This is a genomic window from Microbacterium sp. M1A1_1b (assembly GCF_053345565.1).
In genome coordinates this window covers 191,706-211,267 of the sequence record NZ_JBKFAJ010000004.1, presented here as the reverse complement: position 1 = coordinate 211,267, position 19,562 = coordinate 191,706, and the positions used below count along the sequence as shown (strand labels likewise).

The window sequence follows — 19,562 nt, the reverse complement described above, 5'->3', positions numbered from 1 at the left end:
GACGCTCTGGAGGCACGGATCGCGCCCGGTGGGTCGGGCTAGGTCGTCGACGTGGCGGGCTGGGGCAACTCGGCCACCAGGTCCGCCAGGTCCGTGACGACCACGTCGGCGCCGTTGGCACGGAGTTCGTCCGCCCCGGCACCGCGGTCGACGCCGATCACCAGGCCGAACGCGCCGTTCCGGCCGGCGGCGACGCCGCTCGTGGCGTCCTCGACCACGACGCACTCGGCAGCCGTCAGGCCGAACCGGCTGGCCGCGTCGAGGTAGGTGTCGGGCGCGGGTTTGCCGGCCAGTCCGTCCTGGCGCGCGACCATGCCGTCGACGATCACCGGGAAACGCTCGAGGATGCCGGCGGTGCGCAGGACCTGCTTGGCGTTGGCGGAGCTCGACACGACGGCCACGGACAGCCCGGCGTCGATCGCCGCGGTCAGGAACCGCATCGACCCCGGGTACGGCTCGACGCCGTGTTCGGTCAGCTCGGCCGTGAACTCGGCGTTCTTGCGGTTGCCGAGCCCGCAGACGGTGTCCTGGTCGGGGTCGTCGTCCGGGGTGCCCTGCGGCAGGTCGATCCCCCGCGCGTCGAGCAGCGAGCGGACGCCGTCGTAGCGGGGCTTGCCGTCGACGTACGCGAAGTAGTCCTGCTCGGAGTACGGCGCGACCCCGTGCTGCTCGAGGTAGGGCGTGAACAGCCGGCTCCAGGCGCGCATGTGCACGTCGGCCGTCGGCGTCAGCACCCCGTCGAGGTCGAAGAGGAGCGCGCGCGCATCAGCGAGGCGCGCTGGGGCCCGTCGGTCAGACGACGTCATGGACACACCTTCCAGGGAGTGGTGTCGAACGAGTGCTGCGCCGAGTCTAGGACCGCTCCAGGCCGCCCGTGGCCTCGGACGCACGCCTGTGGATCGTTGTTCACCGACCGCGTTCGTCGACTTCCGCTCCCCCGGCTCCCCACGGGTTGACGAGGTCGATGCCCGTCCCGGCGAAGTCCTTGGTGTTCCTGGTCGCGCAGGTGGCCGCACGAGCCCTGCAGATCGCGGCGATCTGCGCGTCGGCGGTGGAGATGGGCAGTCCCGCGCGGAGACGGCCGACGACGACGTCGGCGTAGTGCTCCGCGGCGACCGAGTCGAACGGCAGGATCGCGCCACGCGCGTCGTAGTCGTCGAGGACGCCGCCGATCGCCTGGCCGAGAGCGGTCTTGCGCCTGCCGTCATCGAGACGGCGCACCCCGGCGAGGAGCTCCGCGACCGTGATGGCTGTGATCGCGACCTTGCCGGTGAGCGTGGTCACCCACTCCACGACCGTGTCGTCCGGCGTCGGTCGGAACAGCTCGGAGAGGACGTTCGTGTCGAGGACGATCATCCGAGGTCAGCGACGCGTGCGACGTCGTCACGAGGCGGGAGCGGCAGTGACTCGACGGCTCCGGCTGCGCGGACGGCGTCGAGGAGCGCCACGCCGATGTGCCTCGGCTCGGTCCCCCGCGCGATGATCTCGCGCGCCTCGGACTCCATCGAGCGGCCGTGCTGCGAAGCCTGTGCGACGAGCCGCGCCTTGACGGACGCGTCGAGATCACGGATGACGATCGAGACCATGCTGCACCTCCGGTTGATATCATCGACGATATCACTCCGCGAGGGTTCACACGATCTGCGGAACCCCAGCCAGTTCAGAGGGCCGGCGCGGAGCTGCCCGACCGCGGCGCTGAGGTGCGCCCGGGCGTCGTCGCCGGCGATTCTCGACACTGTTCGGGAGCCCGGCACCGTTTCGACCATCGCTACGGTCAGGGCGACGACGCGCGGAGCTCGGCGCATCAGTGGTCACCATTTGCCATGCGGAGACGATGAGTCAGCCTCGTGGGAGCCGGTTCGGTGGTGTCCCGAGCGCGTTCCCCTGTGGACCGAACCGGGGTCAGCGCGCGGCGGCGACGGCCGCGTCGAGTTCGTTGAGCGCGACAGCGGTGGTGTCGTCCAGGCCGCCCAGCCACGTGAGCCGGACGCGGGTGGCGAGGAAGGCCTCCAGGTCGGCCAACACGTCCACCATCAGGTCGCCATCCAGGTCGCCGTGGACCGTCGGCCCGGACACCGCGCGCGCTGCGAAGCGGCGGTCGGCCGCAGCCGCGTCGGCACGGACGGCGCACTCGACGAAGGCGGCGCCCTCGTCGTGGGCGAGCGCCGCGAGCTCGTCGACGAACCCGTCGGCACGCACGTACTGCGGGACGATGACGTCACGCCCGGCGCGCAGGTGCGCGCGCATCGCGGCTGTCGCCATGGCTCGCGCCGCCGAGCCCGCGGGGCGCAGCTGCTCCCGCCAGCCGCCGAGCATCCCCCGCAGCACGTCGATGTCCAGCGCGACCGGCAGCGCAGCCGCGTGCCGCTCGACCCATGCTGCGGCGAGCGTCGACTTCCCACTGGCCGGGATGCCGTTCAGGTGGACCAGGACGGCTCGGCGCATCAGTTCAGGGCACCGGCGCGGAGCTGCTCGACCCAGCGCTCGACGGCCGCGCTGATCTCGGCCCGCGCCTGGGACCGCGGGATCGTCGCCGTCAGGTCGCCCGGCTGCGCGCCGTACGCCCCGAAGTCGGCGTGGTTCGAGCCTTGGATCTCGGTCATCGTCGCGTCCTCGGGCAACCGCACACGGGCGGCGTCGACCTTGGCCGGGGTGGACAGCCCGTCGCGGGAGCCCGACACGCTCAGCACGTCGACCTTGGACCCGGACAGGTCGTTCGCGCAGTAGCTGCCGAACAGCAGCAGCCCGGCGACGTCCGGGTCATCGGCCAGCTGGCACGCCCGGACCCCGCCGAGCGAGTGCCCGCCGACCGCCCACGTGGTGACCGACGGTGCGTGCCGCTCGAACGTGGACATCGGACGCAGGTCGAAGAACGCCAGGTGCAGCGTCGGCTTCGTGATGACGACGGTGGTGCCGGACGCCACGACCTGCCGGAACGAGTCCATGTACGCGTACGCGTCGACCTTCGCGCCGGGGATGAACACGATGCCCACGCCGTTCGCCGAGCCCGTCGGGGTCATCAGCACGGAGTCGCCGACGTCACGGACGGCCACCCGGTCGTCGCGCCACACCTGCAGCGCCGCGGACCGGGTGCCCTGCATGACGATGTTCGCCCAGACCAGGAACACCACGACCAGCAGGACGATGACGGCCACGATCCACGTGGTCCAACGGAGTGCTCGGTTCATCGGTGGTCCTCTGCTCGGTGTGCGGTGACCGTGAGCCAGCGCTCGTCGGCCCCGGGGGCGGTGGTCTCGCGGACGTCGACGTCGACCCAGCCGGCGTCGGCGACGACCCGGGTCAGGGCGTCCTCGGTCCAGTACGTGAAGTGCCGTGCACGGTCCACCTTCGCCGTGGTCCAGGCATCGCCCTCGCCGCGCTTGACCGTCGCCGCGAGGACCCCGCCGGGCCGGACGGCGACGAGCGCGCGTCGGAGCACCCCGGTCAGCTCGTCCCGCTGGACGTGCAGCAGCACGGCGTTCGCGAACACGGCGTCGTACCCGCTGCCGAACATCCCCGTGCGCACGTCGAGCACCCGCGCGGCATGCCCGTCGGCCCGGAGTCGCTCGACGAACGTCCGGGCGCCGTCGGTGCGATCCACGCGCAGGCCCGCTGCCTCGAGCGCCAGCGCATCGCGGCCGGGTCCCGACCCGAGCTCGAGCACACGGGCACCCCGGGGCACGAGCGCGAGCAGGTCGTCGACCAGCGCCGCACGATCCGCGCTCGTCCGGTCGGCGTACACGGCAGCAGCCCGTTCGTAGGCGTCGAGCGTGCGGTCGGCGCGGAGGTCGCGGCGCATCAGCACCTCGTGGCGACCGTCGGGCAGCACGTCCCCGGGTTCGTCGAGGGCGACGAAGCCAGCGCGCTCGTAGACCCGGCGGGCACGGGCGTTGTCCGGCATCACCGCGAGCGCGAGCACGGTGCGTCCGGCGCCGGCAGCCCATCGCACCAGCGCGTCGATCAGCGCCCCCGCGACACCCTGCCCGCGAGCAGCCGGGTCGACCCACATCGAGATGAGCTCGGCGCGGTCGCCCTCGACGGGGACGCCGCTCGCCATCCCGACGGCCCGGTCGCCGTCGAACGCCACCAGGTCGAGCGCACCGGGGATCGACAACCGTGCACGCCAGCGATCCTCGGCGGCGTCCTGCCAGTCGACCAGCCGTGACCCGAACGCGTCGGGGGCGTCGGCGAGCGCGCCGCGCCGGACCCGGCTCCACCGCTGCCAGTCGTCGGCGTCGAGCGCTCGGAGTTCCACGGTCACGCCTCGGAATCTATCCCGATCGCGCGACCGAGGCCCGCGCCGGGACGGCCGCGACCGGTCTGGCGGCGGTGGGTCGCGCCTCCAGACCGGTCGTGGGTGGTGTTACTTGATGGCCGCGCGGATCTCGGCGGCTGCGGCGCCCACGTCGGACGCGCTGTAGATGGCGCTGCCGGCCACGGCGATGCGCGCACCGGCCTCTTGCACCGACGCGACGGACGAGGCGTTCACGCCTCCGGCGACCGAGAACGGCACGCCGGACTCCTTGCCGGCGTCGAGCAGCGTCGAGAACGTGAAGCCCTCTTCGGCCTGCTCGTCGAGCCCGGCGTGCATCTCGACGAACTCGGCGCCGAGGTCGATGACCTCCTTGGCGCGGGCGGCCTTGTCGGACACACCGATCAGGTCGACGACGATGCCCTTGCCGTGGACCTTGGCGGCCTTGACCGCGCCGGCGATGGTGCTGTCCCCGGCGACACCGAGCACGGTGACCAGGTCAGCGCCGGCCTTGAAGGCCATGTCCGCTTCGAGCTCACCGGCGTCCATCGTCTTGAGGTCGGCGAACACGATCTTGTCCGGGTGGGCCTCCTTGATCGCGGTGATCGCGGACAGGCCGGCGCTCTTGACGAGCGGCGTGCCGAGCTCGATGACGTCGACGTGCGGCGCGGCCGCGGCGGCGAGCTCGAGGGCGTGCTCGGTGGTCAGGGTGTCCATGGCGAACTGGAGCTGCATGGTGGTGCCTTTCGTTCGGTTCAGCGGAGTCATTCGAGGTTGGCGTGGCGGGGCCACAGGTCGTCGGCGGACTGGTCGCCGCGGGTCCAGAGGGTGTGGAAGAGCGCGTCACCGAGCAGCGCGACCGCCTGTTCGAACAGTCCGCCGGCGTACTGCGCCGATGCGGTGCCCGAGCGGTCGGTCTTGGTGGCGGCCGGCAGCACGAGGGTGACGGTGGCGAGCTCGGCCAGCGGCGAGTCGTCGGTGGTCGAGATCGCGATGACGCTTGCGCCCTGGTCCGACGCGGTCTTCGCTGCTTGCACGATGCCGGTCGTGGTGCCGGAGCCGCTCGCGACGAGCAGGACGTCACCCGCACGGATCGCAGGAGTGGTGACCTCGCCGACCACGTGCACCTGCAGGCCGAGGTGCATGAGTCGCATGGCAGTCATGCGGAGCGCAAGACCCGATCGGCCGGCGCCGTGCACGAACACCCGGTCGGCGTCGGCGAGCAGGTCGAGGGCGCCGTCGAACGGCGCCTGGTCGGTGTCGCGCAGCCCGGCGACCAGGTCGTCGAGCTCGCGGACGATGACGTCGAGGGAGGTCGAGAACGTGGGGTGGGACATGCAACAAGGCTCGTCCTGTCCGCTCGTGTGCGCCGCTACCCGACACGGCAGGGCTCCCGTCCGAACGGGTGGGCCCACCCACTCGGGTGGGACGCGTACGGTCGGAGCGTGGACACGACGACCGATCTGGAGGCCCGGGTCGACCCCGGCGGACGCCTCGCCGCCGCCGAGCACGCACGGACCGTCGCCGAGCAAGCCGACCGGCACGCGCTGACCCTGGAGTCGGTGCTCGCGGTCCTGCGGTCATCGCGGGTGGGCGACGCCGCCGCCCGGGCCGAGGCCGTCGAGATCGCCTCGGCGGCGCTCGTGGACCTGCGCACCGTCACGGATCGTCAGCGCGGCGCCCTGCTCGAACCGGTGACCGGGGCGTTCTCGCGGTTGCGTGCCGACCTGCGACCACTCGTCCGGTTCGGTGACCTCGACGTGCAGTTCGTCGAACCGCCCGCGACGGGCCGCGCGCTGCCCGGGGACGTCGCGCACGCCGCCCGGGCGATCGTCCGCACCGCGGTGCTCGCGCTCGTCGACGCGGGTGAGGCCCACCGTGTCCGGATCCAGTGGGACTGCGACGGCCGGAACCTGCTCATGCAGCTGCGCGACGACGGTGCTGGGACGCTCGACGTGCACGACGACGTGATGCGCCCCATCGCCGAGCGGGTCGTCGCCCTCGACGGGCGGCTCGACGTCGCCTCGACGCCCGCGTGGGGGTCCGTGCTCGACATCGCACTGCCGCTCGACCCGGCCCCGGGCACGGTCGAGCTCTCCGACGGCGACGACCTGACCCCGCGCGAGCAGGACGTGCTGCGCCTGGTGGCGACGGGCGTCGGCAACCGTGAGATCGCCGACGGGCTCGGGATCAGCGTCAACACGGTCAAGTACCACGTGGCGAACCTGCTCCGGAAGCGCGGGGCACGCACCCGCGCCGAACTCGCGGCGACCGGGGTCGGCAGCCGGTGACCGCGCGCCGCGGCGCCCGCGCCGTCAGGGCGTGAAGCGGTAGCCCATCCCCGACTCGGTGACGATGTACCGCGGCGACGACGGGTCCGGCTCGAGCTTCCGCCGCAGCTGCGCCACGTACAGCCGCAGGTACCCGGAGTCGGTGCCGTGCGACGGGCCCCACACCTCGGTGAGCAGCATCTCGCGCGTCATCAGCCGGTCCGGGTTCGCCAGCAGCACCTCGAGCAGCCGCCACTCGGTCGGGGTCAGCCGGATCGCCGGACCCGACGGCGGAGTGACCTGCTTCGCGACGAGGTCCACCACGAGCTCCCCGATGCGAACGGCCGGCGCGGCATCCGCCCCCGCCGTGGCACGACGTCGTCCGAGTGCCCGGAGCCGGGCGAGCAGCTCGTCCATCTGGAACGGCTTCGTCACGTAGTCGTCCGCGCCGGCGTCGAGCGCGTCGACCTTGTCGGACGAGTCCGTCCGTCCCGACAGCACCAGCACCGGTACCTGCGACCACGCCCGGATGCCCTCGAGCACCCCGATGCCGTCCAGCCGCGGCATGCCCAGGTCGAGCATCACCAGGTCCGGTCGCTCGGTGATCACCGCGTCGATCGCGGCCCGGCCGTCCCGCGCGGTGACGACGTCGTACCCGCGCGCGGACAGGGTCACCCCGAGGGCACGCACCAGCTGCGGGTCGTCGTCGGCGATCAGGATCTTCATCGGGGTCCGGCCATCATCGTGCTTCCACTCCCACGTGCCCGGCGATCGGCAGCCGCACGACCATCGTGAGCCCACCGCCCGGGGTGTCGTCGACCTCGATCGTGCCGCCCATGCCCTCGGTGAACCCGCGCGCCAGGGCCAGTCCGAGTCCCAGCCCGGTCTCGTTGTCGGTGTCGCCGAGCCGCTGGAAGGGCTGGAACACGTCGTCGCGCTGGGTCTCGGGGATGCCCGGGCCGTGGTCGGCGATGCGCAGCTCGACGCCGCCGCCGAACGCGCTCGCGGCGACGCGGACGCTGGTGCCCTCGGGCGAGAACCGAACCGCGTTCGCCAGCAGGTTCACCAGGACGCGCTGCAGCAGCACCGGGTCCGCCATCACGGGCGGGAGTTCGGCGGGCAGGTCGAGGTCGACGTCCTCGGGGCCGAGCTCCAGCTCGTCGAGGGCGGGCGCGACCACGGTCTCCAACGGGAGCGGCACAGCCGTGACGGCGAGCACCCCCGCCTGCACCCGCGAGACGTCGAGCAGGTCGCCGAGCAGCACCGCGAGCTGGCCGAGGCTCTCGTCGGCGGTGGCGAGCAGGGCCTCCCGATCGGTCTCGGACAGGGCGATGTCGCTGGCACGGAGCGTCTGCACGGCCGCCGAGGCGGCCGCGATCGGCCGCCGCACGTCGTGGCCGACAGCGGCGAGGATCGCGCTCCGCACCCGGTCGGCCGCGGCGATGCGCTCGGCGTCCACCGCGGTGCGGGTCAGCTCGCGGTGCTCGACCGCCGCGTCGATCTGCTGCTCGACGACGCGCAGCAGCCGGCGCTGGGTCGGGTCGTCTGGAGCGCCCGCGAACTCCAGGACCGCTCCCGACGGGAGGCTCGTGGTGGCGTCCGGCGCATCGCCGAACGTCCCCGACGTGGCCGGCACCAGGTCCCCCTGCCGGACACGCAGACCGGCGAAGCCGAAGGCCTCGCGGGTGCGGTCGACGAGCGCCTGCAGGGCGTCGTCCCCGCGCAGCACGCTGCCGGCGATGCCGATGAGCAGCCCGGACTCGGCCGCCGCGCGACGAGCGGTCCGCGAGCGACGCGCCGACCGGTCCACCACGAAGCTCACGAGCACCGCGCTGATGACGTACATGACCAGGGCGGCCAGGTGCCACGGCTGCTGGACGGTGACCCGGTAGAGCGGTTGCACGAAGAAGAAGTCGAGGCTGAGCCCGGACAGCACCGCGGCGAACACGGCCGGCAGCATCCCGCCGACCAGGGCGACGACGAGCACGAGCAGCTGGTAGGCCAGCACGTCGACGGTGATGGCGTCCGGGTCCGTGCCGAACGACAGCAGCCAGGTCAGCAGCGGCCCGACGACGATCGACAGGCCGAACGCCGCCAGGACCCGCCCACGCGACAGGCTGCCACCCAGCCGGGGCAACGCGATGCCGCCGCCCGCGCGCTCGTGCGTGACGACGTGCACGTCGATGTCGCCGGACTCCTGGATGACGGTGTTGCCGATGCCCGGGCCGGTGAGCGCTGCGGCCGATCGGCTGCGACGACTGACGCCGATGACGATCTGCGTCGCGTCGATCGACCGGGCGAAGCGCACCAGCGTGCTCGGGACGTCGTCGCCGACCACCTGGTGGTACGTCCCGCCGAGCTGCTCGAGCAGGGCGCGCTGCTTGCCGAGCGCGCCGGGGTGCCGTTCGCGCAGGCCGTCGTTCGTGGTGACGTGCACGGCCGCGAGCTCGCCGCCGGAGGACCGGGCGGCGATGCGGGCGCCCCGGCGCAGCAGGGTCTCGCCCTCGGGACCGCCGGTCAGCGCGACGAGGACCCGCTCGCGGGCCTCCCACCGGTGCTCGATGCCGTGCTCGGCGCGGTAGCGCTTCAGCGCGTCGTCGACCTCGTCGGCCAGCCACAGCAGGGCGATCTCGCGTAGCGCGGTCAGGTTCCCCAGACGGAAGTAGTTCGACAGGGCCGCGTCGATCCGGGCGGCCGGGTACACCAGGCCCTCGGAGAGCCGCTCGCGCAGGGCCTGGGGCGACAGGTCGACGACCTCGATCTGGTCGGCCGCCCGCACCACCGCATCGGGGACGGTCTCGCGCTGCACGGTGCCGGTGATCTCGCGCACCACGTCACCCAGGGACTGCATGTGCTGGATGTTCACCGTCGAGATGACGTCGATGCCCGCGTCGAGCAGGGCTTCGACGTCCTGCCACCGCTTGTCGTGCGGGCCGCCGGGCGCGTTCGTGTGGGCGAGCTCGTCGACCAGGGCGACGTCGGGGTGTCGTGCGGTCACCGCAGCCAGGTCCATGTCGTCCAGCTCGACGCCGCGGTGCGACTCCACGCGGCGGGGCACGAGCTCGAGCCCCTCGACCAGCGCGGCGGTGGCGGCACGGCCGTGGGTCTCGACGACGGCGACGACCACGTCGCGGCCCTCGTCACGCAGACGGCGCCCCTCTTCGAGCATCGTGAACGTCTTGCCGACGCCGGGCGCGGCCCCGAGCAGGACCCGCAGCTTCCCTCGCTTCACGTGCTCATCCTCTCGCGCGTTCTCGTGCGGTGCGGTGGTGTGGTGATCGGGGCGTGGCGTCGCACCCCTGTGCGGACATCGCGCCCCGGTGTGCGGTGGCGCGACGTCCGCACAGGGGTGCGATCGGTCAGCTGGCCTTCGCCAGCGCCAGGTTGAGCTCGAGCACGTTCACCGCAGGGTCGCCCAGCACGCCGAGCTGCCGCGACTCGGTGTGCTCGTCGACCAGCTTCCGCACGACCGACTCGCTCAGCCCGCGGGCCGACGCCACGCGGGCGATCTGCAGGCGGGCGTAGTCCGGGCTGATGTCCGGGTCGAGGCCCGAGCCGGACGCCGTCACCGCATCCGCCGGCACGTCGGCGGCGGACACCCCGTCGGCCTTGGCGATCGCGGCCTTGCGCGCCTCGATGGCCTTGGTCAGGTCGGGGTTCGACGGGCCGAGGTTCGAGCCGGACGAGGCGTTCGCGTCGTAGCCCTGCTCGCCTGCGGCTGACGGGCGCGACTGGAACCACCGGTCAGCCTGCTTGCCGGTGAAGGACTGCCCGATGAGCGACGACCCGACGGGCGTGCCGTCCTGCGACACGATCGAGCCGTTCGCCTGGTCGTGGAAGGCAGCCTGGCCGACACCCCAGACGGCGAGGGGGTAGGCGATGCCGAGCACGACGGTCGCCAGGACCATGAGCCGCACTGCGACACCGGTGCTGCGGAGGAAGGAACGAGAGCTGGTTGCCATGAGTCAGAACCCCGGGAGGAGACCGACCACGAGGTCGATCAGTTTGATGCCGATGAAGGGGACGATCACGCCGCCGAGCCCGTAGACGAGCAGGTTGCGGCCGAGGATCGACGACGCCGAGGCTGCGCGGTACTTGACGCCACGCAGGGACAGCGGGATGAGCGCCACGATGACGAGCGCGTTGAACACGACGGCCGACAGGATCGCGGACGAGGGGCTGTGCAGGCCCATGACGTTGAGCGCGGCCAGGCCCGGGAAGGCCAGCTGGAACATCGCCGGGATGATCGCGAAGTACTTCGCGACGTCGTTGGCGATCGAGAACGTGGTGAGTGCCCCGCGGGTGATGAGCAGCTGCTTGCCGATCCGGACGACGTCGATGAGCTTGGTCGGGTCCGAGTCCAGGTCGACCATGTTGCCGGCCTCCTTCGCCGCGGTCGTCCCGGTGTTCATCGCGACGCCGACGTCGGCCTGGGCGAGCGCGGGGGCGTCGTTCGTGCCGTCGCCGGTCATCGCGACGAGGTTGCCGCCCTCCTGCTCACGGCGGATCAGCGCGAGCTTGTCCTCGGGCGTGGCCTCGGCCAGGAAGTCGTCGACGCCGGCCTCGGCAGCGATCGCGGCGGCGGTGCGTGGGTTGTCGCCGGTGATCATCACCGTGCGGATGCCCATGCTGCGCAGCTCGCCGAAGCGTTCGGCCAGACCGTCCTTGACGACGTCCTTCAGGTGCACGACGCCGAGCAGGTCGACCGTGCCCGACGGGGTTCGGCGGGCGACGACGAGCGGCGTCCCGCCCTGGTCGGAGATCTCGGCGACGGTGGCATCGATGGCGCTGACCACACCGGCATCGGGGGTTCCGGCCCAGGCGAGTACTGCCGCAGCGGCACCCTTCCGCACCTGGGAGCCGTCGGTCAGGTCGACGCCGGACATCCGGGTGTTCGCGGTGAACGGCACCTCGACCGCACCGGCCGGCAGGCCCGCGGTCACGCCGTCGGCCACCGCCAGGTCGACGATCGACCGCCCCTCGGGGGTTCCGTCGGCCGCGCTCGACAACGCCGCAGCCGCCATGAGCTCGCCCACCGTCACACCCGGGACGGGCACCACGCGGGACGCCCGACGGTTGCCGTACGTGATGGTGCCGGTCTTGTCGAGCAGCAGCGTCGTGATGTCCCCGGCGGCCTCGACCGCGCGGCCGGACATCGCCAGCACGTTCCGCTGCACGAGCCGGTCCATGCCCGCGATGCCGATCGCCGACAGCAGGGCGCCGATGGTGGTCGGGATCAGGCAGACCAGCAGCGCGATGAGCACCGTGATGCTGACCGTCGACCCGACCATGCCCGCGATGGGCTGCATCGTCAGGCAGACGATCACGAACACGATCGACAGCGACGCCAGCAGGATGTTCAGCGCGATCTCGTTCGGCGTCTTCTGCCGGGCGGCGCCCTCGACCAGGCGGATCATGCGGTCGATGAAGGTCTCGCCGGGGGTCGACGTGATGCGCACGATGATCCGGTCGGACAGCACGCGGGTGCCACCCGTGACGGCGCTGCGGTCACCGCCCGACTCGCGGATGACCGGGGCGGACTCGCCCGTGACGGCGGACTCGTCGACCGAGGCGATGCCGTCGATCACGTCGCCGTCGCCCGGGATCACCTCGCCGGCCACGACCACCACCACGTCGCCCTTGGCCAGGTCGACCGAGGCGATGTCCTCGGTGGCGTTGTCCGTGGCGGCGGGACTGGCGGTGTCGTAGTCCAGGACACGGCGGGCGCTCGTGGTCGAGCGGGTCTTCCGCAGGGTGTCGGCCTGCGCCTTGCCGCGCCCCTCGGCGACGGACTCGGCCAGGTTCGCGAACACGACCGTCAGCCACAGCCAGATCGCGATCGCGATGGTGAAGGCGGACGCGTCGACGAACGCCGCGGCCGTGGTCAGGGCTGCGCCCACCTCGACCAGGAACATCACGGGGTTCCGCCACATCAGGCGTGGGTCGAGTTTCCGCAGGGCGCCCGGGAGGCCCGCCACCAGTTGGCGGGGCCCGAAGGCGGACGAGCGGGTGGCCGGTTCCGCGGCGGTGCGCGGTTCCGACTCGGAGGTCACGGTGCTCATGACAGTCCTTCTGCGAGGGGTCCCAGTGCCAGCACCGGGAAGTAGGTGAGCGCGGTCACGATGACGGCGACACCGGTGAGCAGGCCGACGAAGAGCGGCCGGTGGGTGGGGAGGGTGCCGACGGTCTCGGGCACCTTGTCCTGCCGGGCGAGCGAACCGGCGAGCGCCAGCACGAACACCATCGGCACGAAGCGGCCCAGCAGCATCGCGACGCCGAGCGCGGTGTTCATCCACGTGGTGTTCGCGGTGAGCCCGCCGAACGCCGAGCCGTTGTTGTTGCCGGCGCTGGTGAACGCGTAGAGCAGTTCGGACAGTCCGTGGTTGCCGGGGTTGAACACCGAGGTGCCGAGGACCTGTTCGCGGACACCGGGGATCACGAGCGACAGCGCGGTCCCGAGCAGCACGACGGTCGGGGTGACCAGGATGTACAGCGCGGCGAAGGTCATCTCGCGGGCACGGATCTTCTTGCCGAGGTACTCGGGCGTCCGGCCGACCAGCAGGCCGCCGATGAACACCGTGATCACCGCGAGCACGAGCATGCCGTACAGGCCGGATCCGACACCGCCTGGGGTGACCTCGCCGAACATCATGTTCAGCAGCGTCATCATCCCGCCGATCGGGGTGTAGCTGTCGTGCATCGCGTTGACGGCACCGGTCGAGGTGGACGTCGTCGCCGTCGAGAAGAGCGTCGAACCGAGGATCCCGAACCTGACCTCCTTGCCCTCCATCGCGGCACCGGCGGCGTGTGTTGCCGCTCCGCCCCCGCCGAGCTCGGCGATCGACATGACCGACAGCGAGACCAGGAAGATCAGCCCCATCACGGCCAGGATCGCGTACCCCTGACGGCGGTCGCCGACCATGCGGCCGAACGTGCGCGGCAACGAGAACGGGATCGCGAGCATCAGGAAGACCTCGAACAGGCTCGTCCACGCCTGCGGGTTCTCGAACGGGTGGGCCGAGTTCGCGTTGAAGTAGCCACCACCGTTCGTGCCGAGCTCCTTGATCGCTTCCTGCGACGCGACGAACCCGTCCGGGATGTGCTGCGTGCCGCCGACCAGCGTGGTGACGTCGGTGCCGCTGCCCCACGACTGGATGACACCGCCGGCGACGAGCACCAGTGCGGCGACGAACGCCAGCGGCAGCAGGAGTCGACCGGTGCCGCGCACGATGTCGACCCACACGTTGCCGAGCGTGCCGGAGCGACGACGGGCGAACCCGCGCACCAGGGCGACGGCGACGGCCAGACCGACGGCGGCGGACACGAAGTTCTGCACCGCGAGCCCGGCCATCTGCACCGAGTAGCCCAGGGTGGCCTCGGGCGAGTACGACTGCCAGTTCGTGTTCGTCACGAACGACACCGCCGTGTCGAACGCCAGCGACGGACCGACGGCCGGCAGCCCGAGGTCACCGGGCAGCACGACCTGGATGCGCTGCAGCAGGTAGACGATGAACACGCCCACCACACTGACCAGCAGCACGCCACGCAGGTAGGCGGGCCAGGACTGCTCCGCGTCGGGGTCGACGCCGATGACGCGGTAGATCCCGCGCTCGACGCGACCGTGGTGCTGCGACTCGTACAGCCGCGCCATCCAGTCGCCGAGCGGACGGTGGACGACGACGAGCAGCAGGACCAGCAGGGCGACCTGGGCGATGCCGGCCCACGTCGAAGCGGTGCCCATCAGAACTGCTCGGGGCGCACGAGCGCCCAGACGAGGTAGACGAGCGCGGCGATGCCGAGGACGGCGGCGACGATGGTGATCGCGATCACAGTCGCTCCACCCCCTTGGCGATCAGTGCCACCACGCCGAACACGGCGAGGACACCGGCGACGACGAAGACGTCGAACACGTGGGACTCCTGGAGTTCATCGGTTCCACGGCGGGTGCCGTGGACGGCACCGTGTGTGGTGCCGGTTCCGATGCTGGATCCGGCACCGGACCTCCATGCCGGTCCTGACGGATCCCTAACGCCCCGCCGCCCGACGCATGCGGTTCGCTGACGCCCGCGCCGCTTCGCGGAGCTCCGGCGGTCCCACGACGGTGAAGTCGGTGTCGAGCCCGGCGATCTGCGCGATCAGCGCCGTCCACGACCACGACCCCGTCGTCAGGCGGCACGATGTGGGCCCGGTCTCCTCGAGCACCGCGTCCGCGTCCAGGTACGGCGCGACGACGCGAGCGGCCACCTGCAGGTCGACGGTCCCCCGGCACGGCCAGACGTCGGCGCCGGACGAGCCCTTGAACCGGGCAGCGACGAACGCTGCCGGGTCGCCACCGGGTACGGGGCGCCGGGTGAAGGGGCGTCCCGTCGGTGCCCTCGGCGTGATCCGGTCGATCCGGTAGGTCCGCCAGTCCCGGTGCTCGTCCACCCACGCGAGCAGGTACCAGCGGCCGTTCCGCGCGATGACGGCGTGCGGCTCGACCCGACGCGACAGGGAACTGTCGGGCTGCCCCTGCGCAGACGCGTAGTCGAACCGCAGGACCTGCTCGGTGCGCACCGCGTCGCTGACGGCGACCAGCACCGACGGGTCGACCACGGTGGTGCCGGGCGTGGTCACGACGTCGACCGCGTCGATGCGGTGCCGCAGCCGCGCGGGCATGACCTGGCGGACCGCGGCGAGCGCCCGCGCTGCCGACTCGGCGATGTCCGCACCCGAAGCCGGTGCGACCGCCAAGGCCAACGCGATGGCGACGGCCTGCTCGTCGTCGAACAGCAGCGGCGGCAGTTCGGACCCCGCGGACAGCCGGTAGCCGCCCGCTGGCCCCTTGAGCGCCTGCACCCGGTAGCCGAGCGCGCGGAGCCGGTCGACGTCACGCCGGACCGTGCGCGGGCTGACCTCGAGCCGCTCGGCCAGCACGTCGCCCGGCCAGTCCCGGCGCACCTGCAACAGGGAGAGCAGCGCGAGCATGCGGGAGGACGGGCCGGCCATGGATCCAGTATCCGTCGAGAAGCGGTCATGATCTGACCGCTTCCGTCGCCAGACTCGCTCCCATGACGATCACCACGACACCCCACCTGAACTTCGACGGCTCCGCACGCCAGGCCCTCGACTTCTACGCGGCGGCCTTCGGCACCGAGGCCGTCGCCATGACCTACGGCGCGATGGGCGCCTCCGACGAACCCGACTGGGCCGACCGCATCCTGTGGGGCCAGGTGCAGAGCGCCTCCGGCATCCGCGTGATGGCCTTCGACGTGTGGCCCGGACAGCCGTGGGACCAGGGCACGAACGCCTCGTACGTGTACCTGAGCGGCACGGACGCAGACGAGATCACCGCCGCCTGGAACGGCCTGCTCCCCGGGGCCGAGGTCCGGCAGCCGTTCGGGCCGTCCGCGTGGTCGCCACTGGCCGGGCAGCTGCGCGACCAGTTCGGCGTCATCTGGGCGCTGAGCGTCGAGGCTCCGACTGCGTGATGGCCGATCCGGTTCGCGATCCCCGACGATCGCGGACCGGATCGGTCATCCGCCAGGAAGGACGTCCCCTGTCGGCACCCAGGTCGACACCGTGACGGCGGCCGTCACCGCCGCGGGCGCGAACACGGCCCCGGGCGCGACGTGGTGGTGGCTCGGACCCATGTGCACCACGTCGTGCACGTCCTCGGCGGACAGCGCCATCGTCCACGTCAGGTCTTCGGACGACACCCGCGTGAACGACGGCGTCAGCGAGTCATGCAGTCGGCGGTCCTTCTCGGGGTCGACGTTGATCGTCGCCTCGGCGAGTTCGGCCAGGTGCCCGGGACGCGGCGTCACGACGACGAGCACGCCGTCCGGGTGCAGGACCCGCGCGTACTCGCGCTGGTTCCGCGGGGCGAAGACGTCGAGCACGACGGCGGCCGCCGCGTCGACGACGGGCAGCCGTTCGGTGATGTCGGCGACGACCGCGCCGATCCGCGGGTCGACCCGAGCCGCGCGGCGGACGGCGACCGCCGACAAGTCGAGCGCGACCCCGAGCCTCCGGTCCGCTGCGCGCAGCGCGTGTGCCAGGTAGGTCCCCGGGCCGGACCCGACGTCGAGCACCACCCCCGGCGCATCCACCGACGCGACCACCGCGGCGAGCGCCCGCTCGACCGGCGCGTAGTGCCCGCGGCCCAGGAACCGGATGCGGGCGTCGACCATCTCCGGCGTGTCCGCGGTCAGTGCGCGGCGCTTCGCCGGCAGGAGCGTGAGGTGGCCCTGCCTGGCCTGGTCGAAGCGGTGCCCGGTCGCGCAGCCGGCCTGCCCGTCACCGGTGCGGGCGAGCGGCTCGCGGCAGACGGGGCAGGCGAGCACGGGGAGCAGGTCGTCGCGCACCGCACCAGCGTACGGGCGTCGCGGTACCATCACTCCGGGGGCAGAGCAGTCTGCCGAGGACGGGGAACTCGATGTCCACCGAACCTCCGTTGACCGGGTCAGCGATGGGTCCGCGCTCAGCGGCAGTCCATCGCGAAGGAGATCATCGGCGCGTCGCTTCCTTCCGAGCGGCCCCAGCTGAACTCGCCCGTGAACTCGTCGGTCTGCGAGCGGTCGATGAACGACAGCGAGTGGTCGTTCGCATTCTCGGTCCGCTCTGTGAACTCCGTGTCCGGCGCAACACTGGTGATCGCGTTCCGAACGGCGTCCTCGGTGGCGGCTGGGTCGATCGATCGATCGAGCGTGAGTGTCCAGAAGTACTGCAGACCCGCCTGCGGACCGTATCCAGCCTCACAGCCCGCGGACGACTCCCTGAGCCTGGGCGCTCCCGCTCCCGCCGATTCGGGCGCGGTCGGTTGCCGGAGTCGCAACGCCGCTTCCGGCGTGATGTCCAGCGCGGTCAGCACCGCCTCGCTCAACGAGTCGAGTCGTTGCTTCGCCGCGGCGCGGGCGGCGGGCGCAGCGCGTTCCGCCGCTCGACCCTCGGCCGATTCTGCTTCGCGGGAGTTTCGCGCCTCGGCGTCGTCGAGCGCTCCCCGCGGCGGATGTGCTCGCTCGTACGCCGCGCTCAGCGACGCCGACTTCGCGATGATCGTCACCGACCCAGGCAGGATCACGCACAGGGCGACGCCGAGCGAGAACGCCCCCAGCACGATCGCTGCGCCGCCCGGGATCCGCTTGGTGCGATGGACGTCGACGATCCCCCAGACGAGCGCCCATGCGGGGAACCCGAGACCGAGCACGAGCGCGGTGTAGCCGTACCCGGCAAAGCCCCCGCGATCGCTGCCCGCATGGTCGTCGTACACGGCCGTGAGACCACCGAGGAAGTACGGCACGAAGCTCATCAGCAGCGCCAGCGGAGCGACGATCGCAAGGACGACCGACGTCGCGTTGGATCGCGGGGCCGCTGCCCCGCCAGCGTTCGGCGTCTCACTCATCCCGCTCCCCCTGGTGTTCGCGCATGATCCTGACGAACGCGATGTGCACTCCTGTGCCACCCGACATCAGCGGTGAACCAGCCCACCCTGGTCGCTGACCCGACACTCTGCCACACGTCCGAACCCCGAGCCTGCCGTCTGCCCGAGACGCGACAGGTGGTCGCAGCGCCGGTGCAAGGGAGGCCCCCGGTCCGGAACCGACGTCGAGGACCACACCCGGCCTCCGGGCATCAGTACCCTGACCGGATGTCGCTGCAGCAGCTCTTCGGTCTCGACGGACGCACCGCACTGGTGACCGGCGGGAGCTCCGGGATCGGTCGTGCGATCGCCCTCGCGCTGGCCGACGCCGGTGCGCACGTGGTGATCGCGGCGCGGACGACCAGCGCGATCGATGCGACCGTGGCCGCCGTCCGTGACGCCGGCGGTTCGGCCGCAGGGATCACCGCGGACCTGTCCACGCGTGCGGGCGCGCACGCCCTCGCCGATGCCGTCGGCGACGTCGACGTGCTCGTGCACTCCGCGGGGATCAACCTGCGGCCGCCGATGGCGGACCTCGACGAGTCGACCTGGGACGCGACGATGGCCGTCAACCTCGACGCCCCGTTCGTGCTCGGGCAGCGGCTCGCTCCGGGCATGGCGGCACGCGGGTCCGGGCGGATCATCGCGATCAGCTCGCAGCAGGCGCACCGCCCCTTCGCCGCCAGCGGCGCGTACGGGGTCTCCAAGGCCGCACTGGAGGCCCTGGTCCGGTCCCAGGCAGAGGCCTGGTCTGGGCAGGGGGTCACCGTCAACGCGCTGGTGCCGGGATTCGTGCCGACCGCGCTGAACGCGCGGCTCAGCGCCGACCCGGTCGCCGTGGAGCGTCTGGCGGCAAGGACCCTGGTCGGGCGCAACGGGCTGCCGGAGGACTTCGCGGCCGCTGCGGTGTTCCTGGCCGGACCGGGGTCGGCGTACGTGACGGGGCAGTCGATCGCCGTCGACGGGGGCTTCTCCGTCCACTAGGTTCGCGACATGGCCGTCATCCACAACGCCGAACTCCGTCCGTCGAAGACCGAGGCGATGGGCAGCTGGTTGCCGTCGCAGGCATGGAGCGGCGTGGAAGCGGGGTCGGACGTCCTGGTGGACGGGCGGTTCCGGTTCGACGACCCGGACGGCCAGGTCGGGGTCGAGACGTACCTGGTGCACGTCGACGGCGGTCCGGTCCTGCACGTCCCGCTGACGTACCGCGGCGCTCCGCTCGCTGGTGCCGAGGACTTCCTGGTGTGCGAGATGGAGCACTCCGTCCTCGGTCGGCGCTGGGTGTACGACGCGGCCGGCGACCCCGTGTACGCGGACGTCCTGCGCCGGGCGATCGCGACCAGCGGGCACGAAGCCCGTCTCGAGTCGGCCGAGGGGGGCGAGGCGCCTCCGGTGCTCGGCACGGCCGTCGGCAGAGGCTCCGCGGCGACGTCGCCGACCGTGCACGCCGTCACCCCGCGGACGGATGGAGCGCTCACCACCATCGGGGACCTCACGATCCTGCGCGTCGTCGGTACGGCCCTGCCCGCTGGCGAGACGCTGACCGCGACGTGGAACGGGTCCGCACCGACCGTGCTGGCCGTCCTGCGCCCCTGACGGGCAGCTCCTGACGGGGCTGCTCCTGACGGGTACGGGCAGG

At 72.1% G+C, this 19,562-nt stretch carries 21 protein-coding genes; 4 read left to right on the top strand and 17 right to left on the bottom strand.

All coding sequences use genetic code 11. The features are described 5' to 3' along the window. Positions 1 to 38: 38 nt before the first annotated feature. The 8 genes from ACLBWP_RS11535 to hxlB all read right to left on the bottom strand — a co-directional run bounded on the left by ACLBWP_RS11535 (position 39) and on the right by hxlB (position 5,589). Complete coding sequence (locus ACLBWP_RS11535) at positions 39 to 806, bottom strand: HAD family hydrolase (protein WP_447655307.1); 768 nt, start codon at positions 804 to 806, stop codon at positions 39 to 41. A gap of 100 nt (positions 807 to 906) precedes the next feature. Continuing rightward, positions 907 to 1,356, bottom strand: coding sequence for a PIN domain-containing protein (locus ACLBWP_RS11530; RefSeq protein ID WP_447655305.1), 450 nt, complete (start codon positions 1,354 to 1,356; stop codon positions 907 to 909). Next, positions 1,353 to 1,766 (bottom strand): FitA-like ribbon-helix-helix domain-containing protein, encoded by a 414-nt coding sequence (locus ACLBWP_RS11525; RefSeq protein WP_447655303.1) that lies wholly within the window; start codon positions 1,764 to 1,766, stop codon positions 1,353 to 1,355. Before ACLBWP_RS11525 ends, ACLBWP_RS11530 begins: the two co-directional genes overlap by 4 nt. 136 nt (positions 1,767 to 1,902) lie before the next feature. Next, a complete protein-coding gene (locus ACLBWP_RS11520) occupies positions 1,903 to 2,445 on the bottom strand; it encodes an AAA family ATPase (RefSeq protein ID WP_447655301.1) in 543 nt (180 codons plus the stop codon). After that, positions 2,445 to 3,188 (bottom strand): alpha/beta hydrolase, encoded by a 744-nt coding sequence (locus ACLBWP_RS11515; RefSeq protein ID WP_243560860.1) that lies wholly within the window; start codon positions 3,186 to 3,188, stop codon positions 2,445 to 2,447. Before ACLBWP_RS11515 ends, ACLBWP_RS11520 begins: the two co-directional genes overlap by 1 nt. Beyond that, on the bottom strand, positions 3,185 to 4,261 hold the full coding sequence (locus ACLBWP_RS11510) for a bifunctional GNAT family N-acetyltransferase/class I SAM-dependent methyltransferase (protein ID WP_243560858.1): 1,077 nt from the start codon (positions 4,259 to 4,261) through the stop codon (positions 3,185 to 3,187). Before ACLBWP_RS11510 ends, ACLBWP_RS11515 begins: the two co-directional genes overlap by 4 nt. Before the next feature lie 102 nt (positions 4,262 to 4,363). After that, a complete protein-coding gene (hxlA, locus tag ACLBWP_RS11505; RefSeq protein ID WP_243560856.1) occupies positions 4,364 to 4,987 on the bottom strand; it encodes a 3-hexulose-6-phosphate synthase in 624 nt (207 codons plus the stop codon). A 29-nt stretch (positions 4,988 to 5,016) separates the two neighbouring features. Beyond that, on the bottom strand, positions 5,017 to 5,589 hold the full coding sequence (gene hxlB, locus ACLBWP_RS11500) for a 6-phospho-3-hexuloisomerase (protein WP_447655300.1): 573 nt from the start codon (positions 5,587 to 5,589) through the stop codon (positions 5,017 to 5,019). A 108-nt stretch (positions 5,590 to 5,697) separates the two neighbouring features. Here hxlB and ACLBWP_RS11495 point away from each other — a divergent pair, with 108 nt between their 5' ends. Beyond that, on the top strand, positions 5,698 to 6,543 hold the full coding sequence (locus tag ACLBWP_RS11495) for a helix-turn-helix transcriptional regulator (protein ID WP_447655299.1): 846 nt from the start codon (positions 5,698 to 5,700) through the stop codon (positions 6,541 to 6,543). Positions 6,544 to 6,567: 24 nt separating this feature from the next. Here the strand turns inward: ACLBWP_RS11495 and ACLBWP_RS11490 are convergent, their stop codons facing one another. The 7 genes from ACLBWP_RS11490 to ACLBWP_RS11460 all read right to left on the bottom strand — a co-directional run bounded on the left by ACLBWP_RS11490 (position 6,568) and on the right by ACLBWP_RS11460 (position 15,510). Further along, on the bottom strand, positions 6,568 to 7,248 hold the full coding sequence (locus tag ACLBWP_RS11490; protein WP_447655298.1) for a response regulator: 681 nt from the start codon (positions 7,246 to 7,248) through the stop codon (positions 6,568 to 6,570). A gap of 13 nt (positions 7,249 to 7,261) precedes the next feature. Then, positions 7,262 to 9,754, bottom strand: a complete 2,493-nt coding sequence (locus ACLBWP_RS11485; RefSeq protein ID WP_243560848.1) for an ATP-binding protein — start codon at positions 9,752 to 9,754, stop codon at positions 7,262 to 7,264. 127 nt (positions 9,755 to 9,881) lie between these two features. After that, positions 9,882 to 10,484, bottom strand: coding sequence for a potassium-transporting ATPase subunit KdpC (gene kdpC, locus ACLBWP_RS11480; protein ID WP_243560846.1), 603 nt, complete (start codon positions 10,482 to 10,484; stop codon positions 9,882 to 9,884). A gap of 3 nt (positions 10,485 to 10,487) precedes the next feature. Continuing rightward, positions 10,488 to 12,584 (bottom strand): potassium-transporting ATPase subunit KdpB, encoded by a 2,097-nt coding sequence (gene kdpB / locus ACLBWP_RS11475; RefSeq protein WP_447655297.1) that lies wholly within the window; start codon positions 12,582 to 12,584, stop codon positions 10,488 to 10,490. Beyond that, positions 12,581 to 14,263, bottom strand: a complete 1,683-nt coding sequence (gene kdpA, locus ACLBWP_RS11470) for a potassium-transporting ATPase subunit KdpA (protein ID WP_447655296.1) — start codon at positions 14,261 to 14,263, stop codon at positions 12,581 to 12,583. The genes kdpB and kdpA overlap by 4 nt, the downstream gene beginning before the upstream one ends. Further along, a complete protein-coding gene (locus ACLBWP_RS11465; protein ID WP_243560840.1) occupies positions 14,263 to 14,352 on the bottom strand; it encodes a potassium-transporting ATPase subunit F in 90 nt (29 codons plus the stop codon). Before ACLBWP_RS11465 ends, kdpA begins: the two co-directional genes overlap by 1 nt. A gap of 195 nt (positions 14,353 to 14,547) precedes the next feature. After that, positions 14,548 to 15,510: a helix-turn-helix transcriptional regulator gene (locus ACLBWP_RS11460; RefSeq protein WP_447655295.1), complete on the bottom strand. Its 963-nt coding sequence runs from the start codon at positions 15,508 to 15,510 to the stop codon at positions 14,548 to 14,550. Positions 15,511 to 15,572: 62 nt separating this feature from the next. Between ACLBWP_RS11460 and ACLBWP_RS11455 the strand changes: the two genes are divergently transcribed. Then, positions 15,573 to 15,992, top strand: coding sequence for a VOC family protein (locus ACLBWP_RS11455; protein ID WP_447655293.1), 420 nt, complete (start codon positions 15,573 to 15,575; stop codon positions 15,990 to 15,992). Positions 15,993 to 16,037: 45 nt separating this feature from the next. Here ACLBWP_RS11455 and ACLBWP_RS11450 read toward each other — a convergent pair whose 3' ends face one another. Next, positions 16,038 to 16,868, bottom strand: coding sequence for a putative RNA methyltransferase (locus ACLBWP_RS11450; RefSeq protein WP_447655292.1), 831 nt, complete (start codon positions 16,866 to 16,868; stop codon positions 16,038 to 16,040). A gap of 116 nt (positions 16,869 to 16,984) precedes the next feature. Further along, positions 16,985 to 17,905, bottom strand: coding sequence for a hypothetical protein (locus tag ACLBWP_RS11445; RefSeq protein ID WP_447655291.1), 921 nt, complete (start codon positions 17,903 to 17,905; stop codon positions 16,985 to 16,987). A 246-nt stretch (positions 17,906 to 18,151) separates the two neighbouring features. On the opposite strand from ACLBWP_RS11445, the gene ACLBWP_RS11440 reads away from it, so the two are divergent. Together ACLBWP_RS11440 and ACLBWP_RS11435 are read left to right on the top strand one after the other, a co-directional pair. Then, on the top strand, positions 18,152 to 18,907 hold the full coding sequence (locus ACLBWP_RS11440) for an SDR family NAD(P)-dependent oxidoreductase (RefSeq protein WP_447655290.1): 756 nt from the start codon (positions 18,152 to 18,154) through the stop codon (positions 18,905 to 18,907). Positions 18,908 to 18,916: 9 nt separating this feature from the next. Beyond that, entirely contained in the window at positions 18,917 to 19,519 is a 603-nt protein-coding gene (locus tag ACLBWP_RS11435) for a CG0192-related protein (protein ID WP_447655289.1), read from the top strand. Positions 19,520 to 19,562 lie beyond the last annotated feature (43 nt).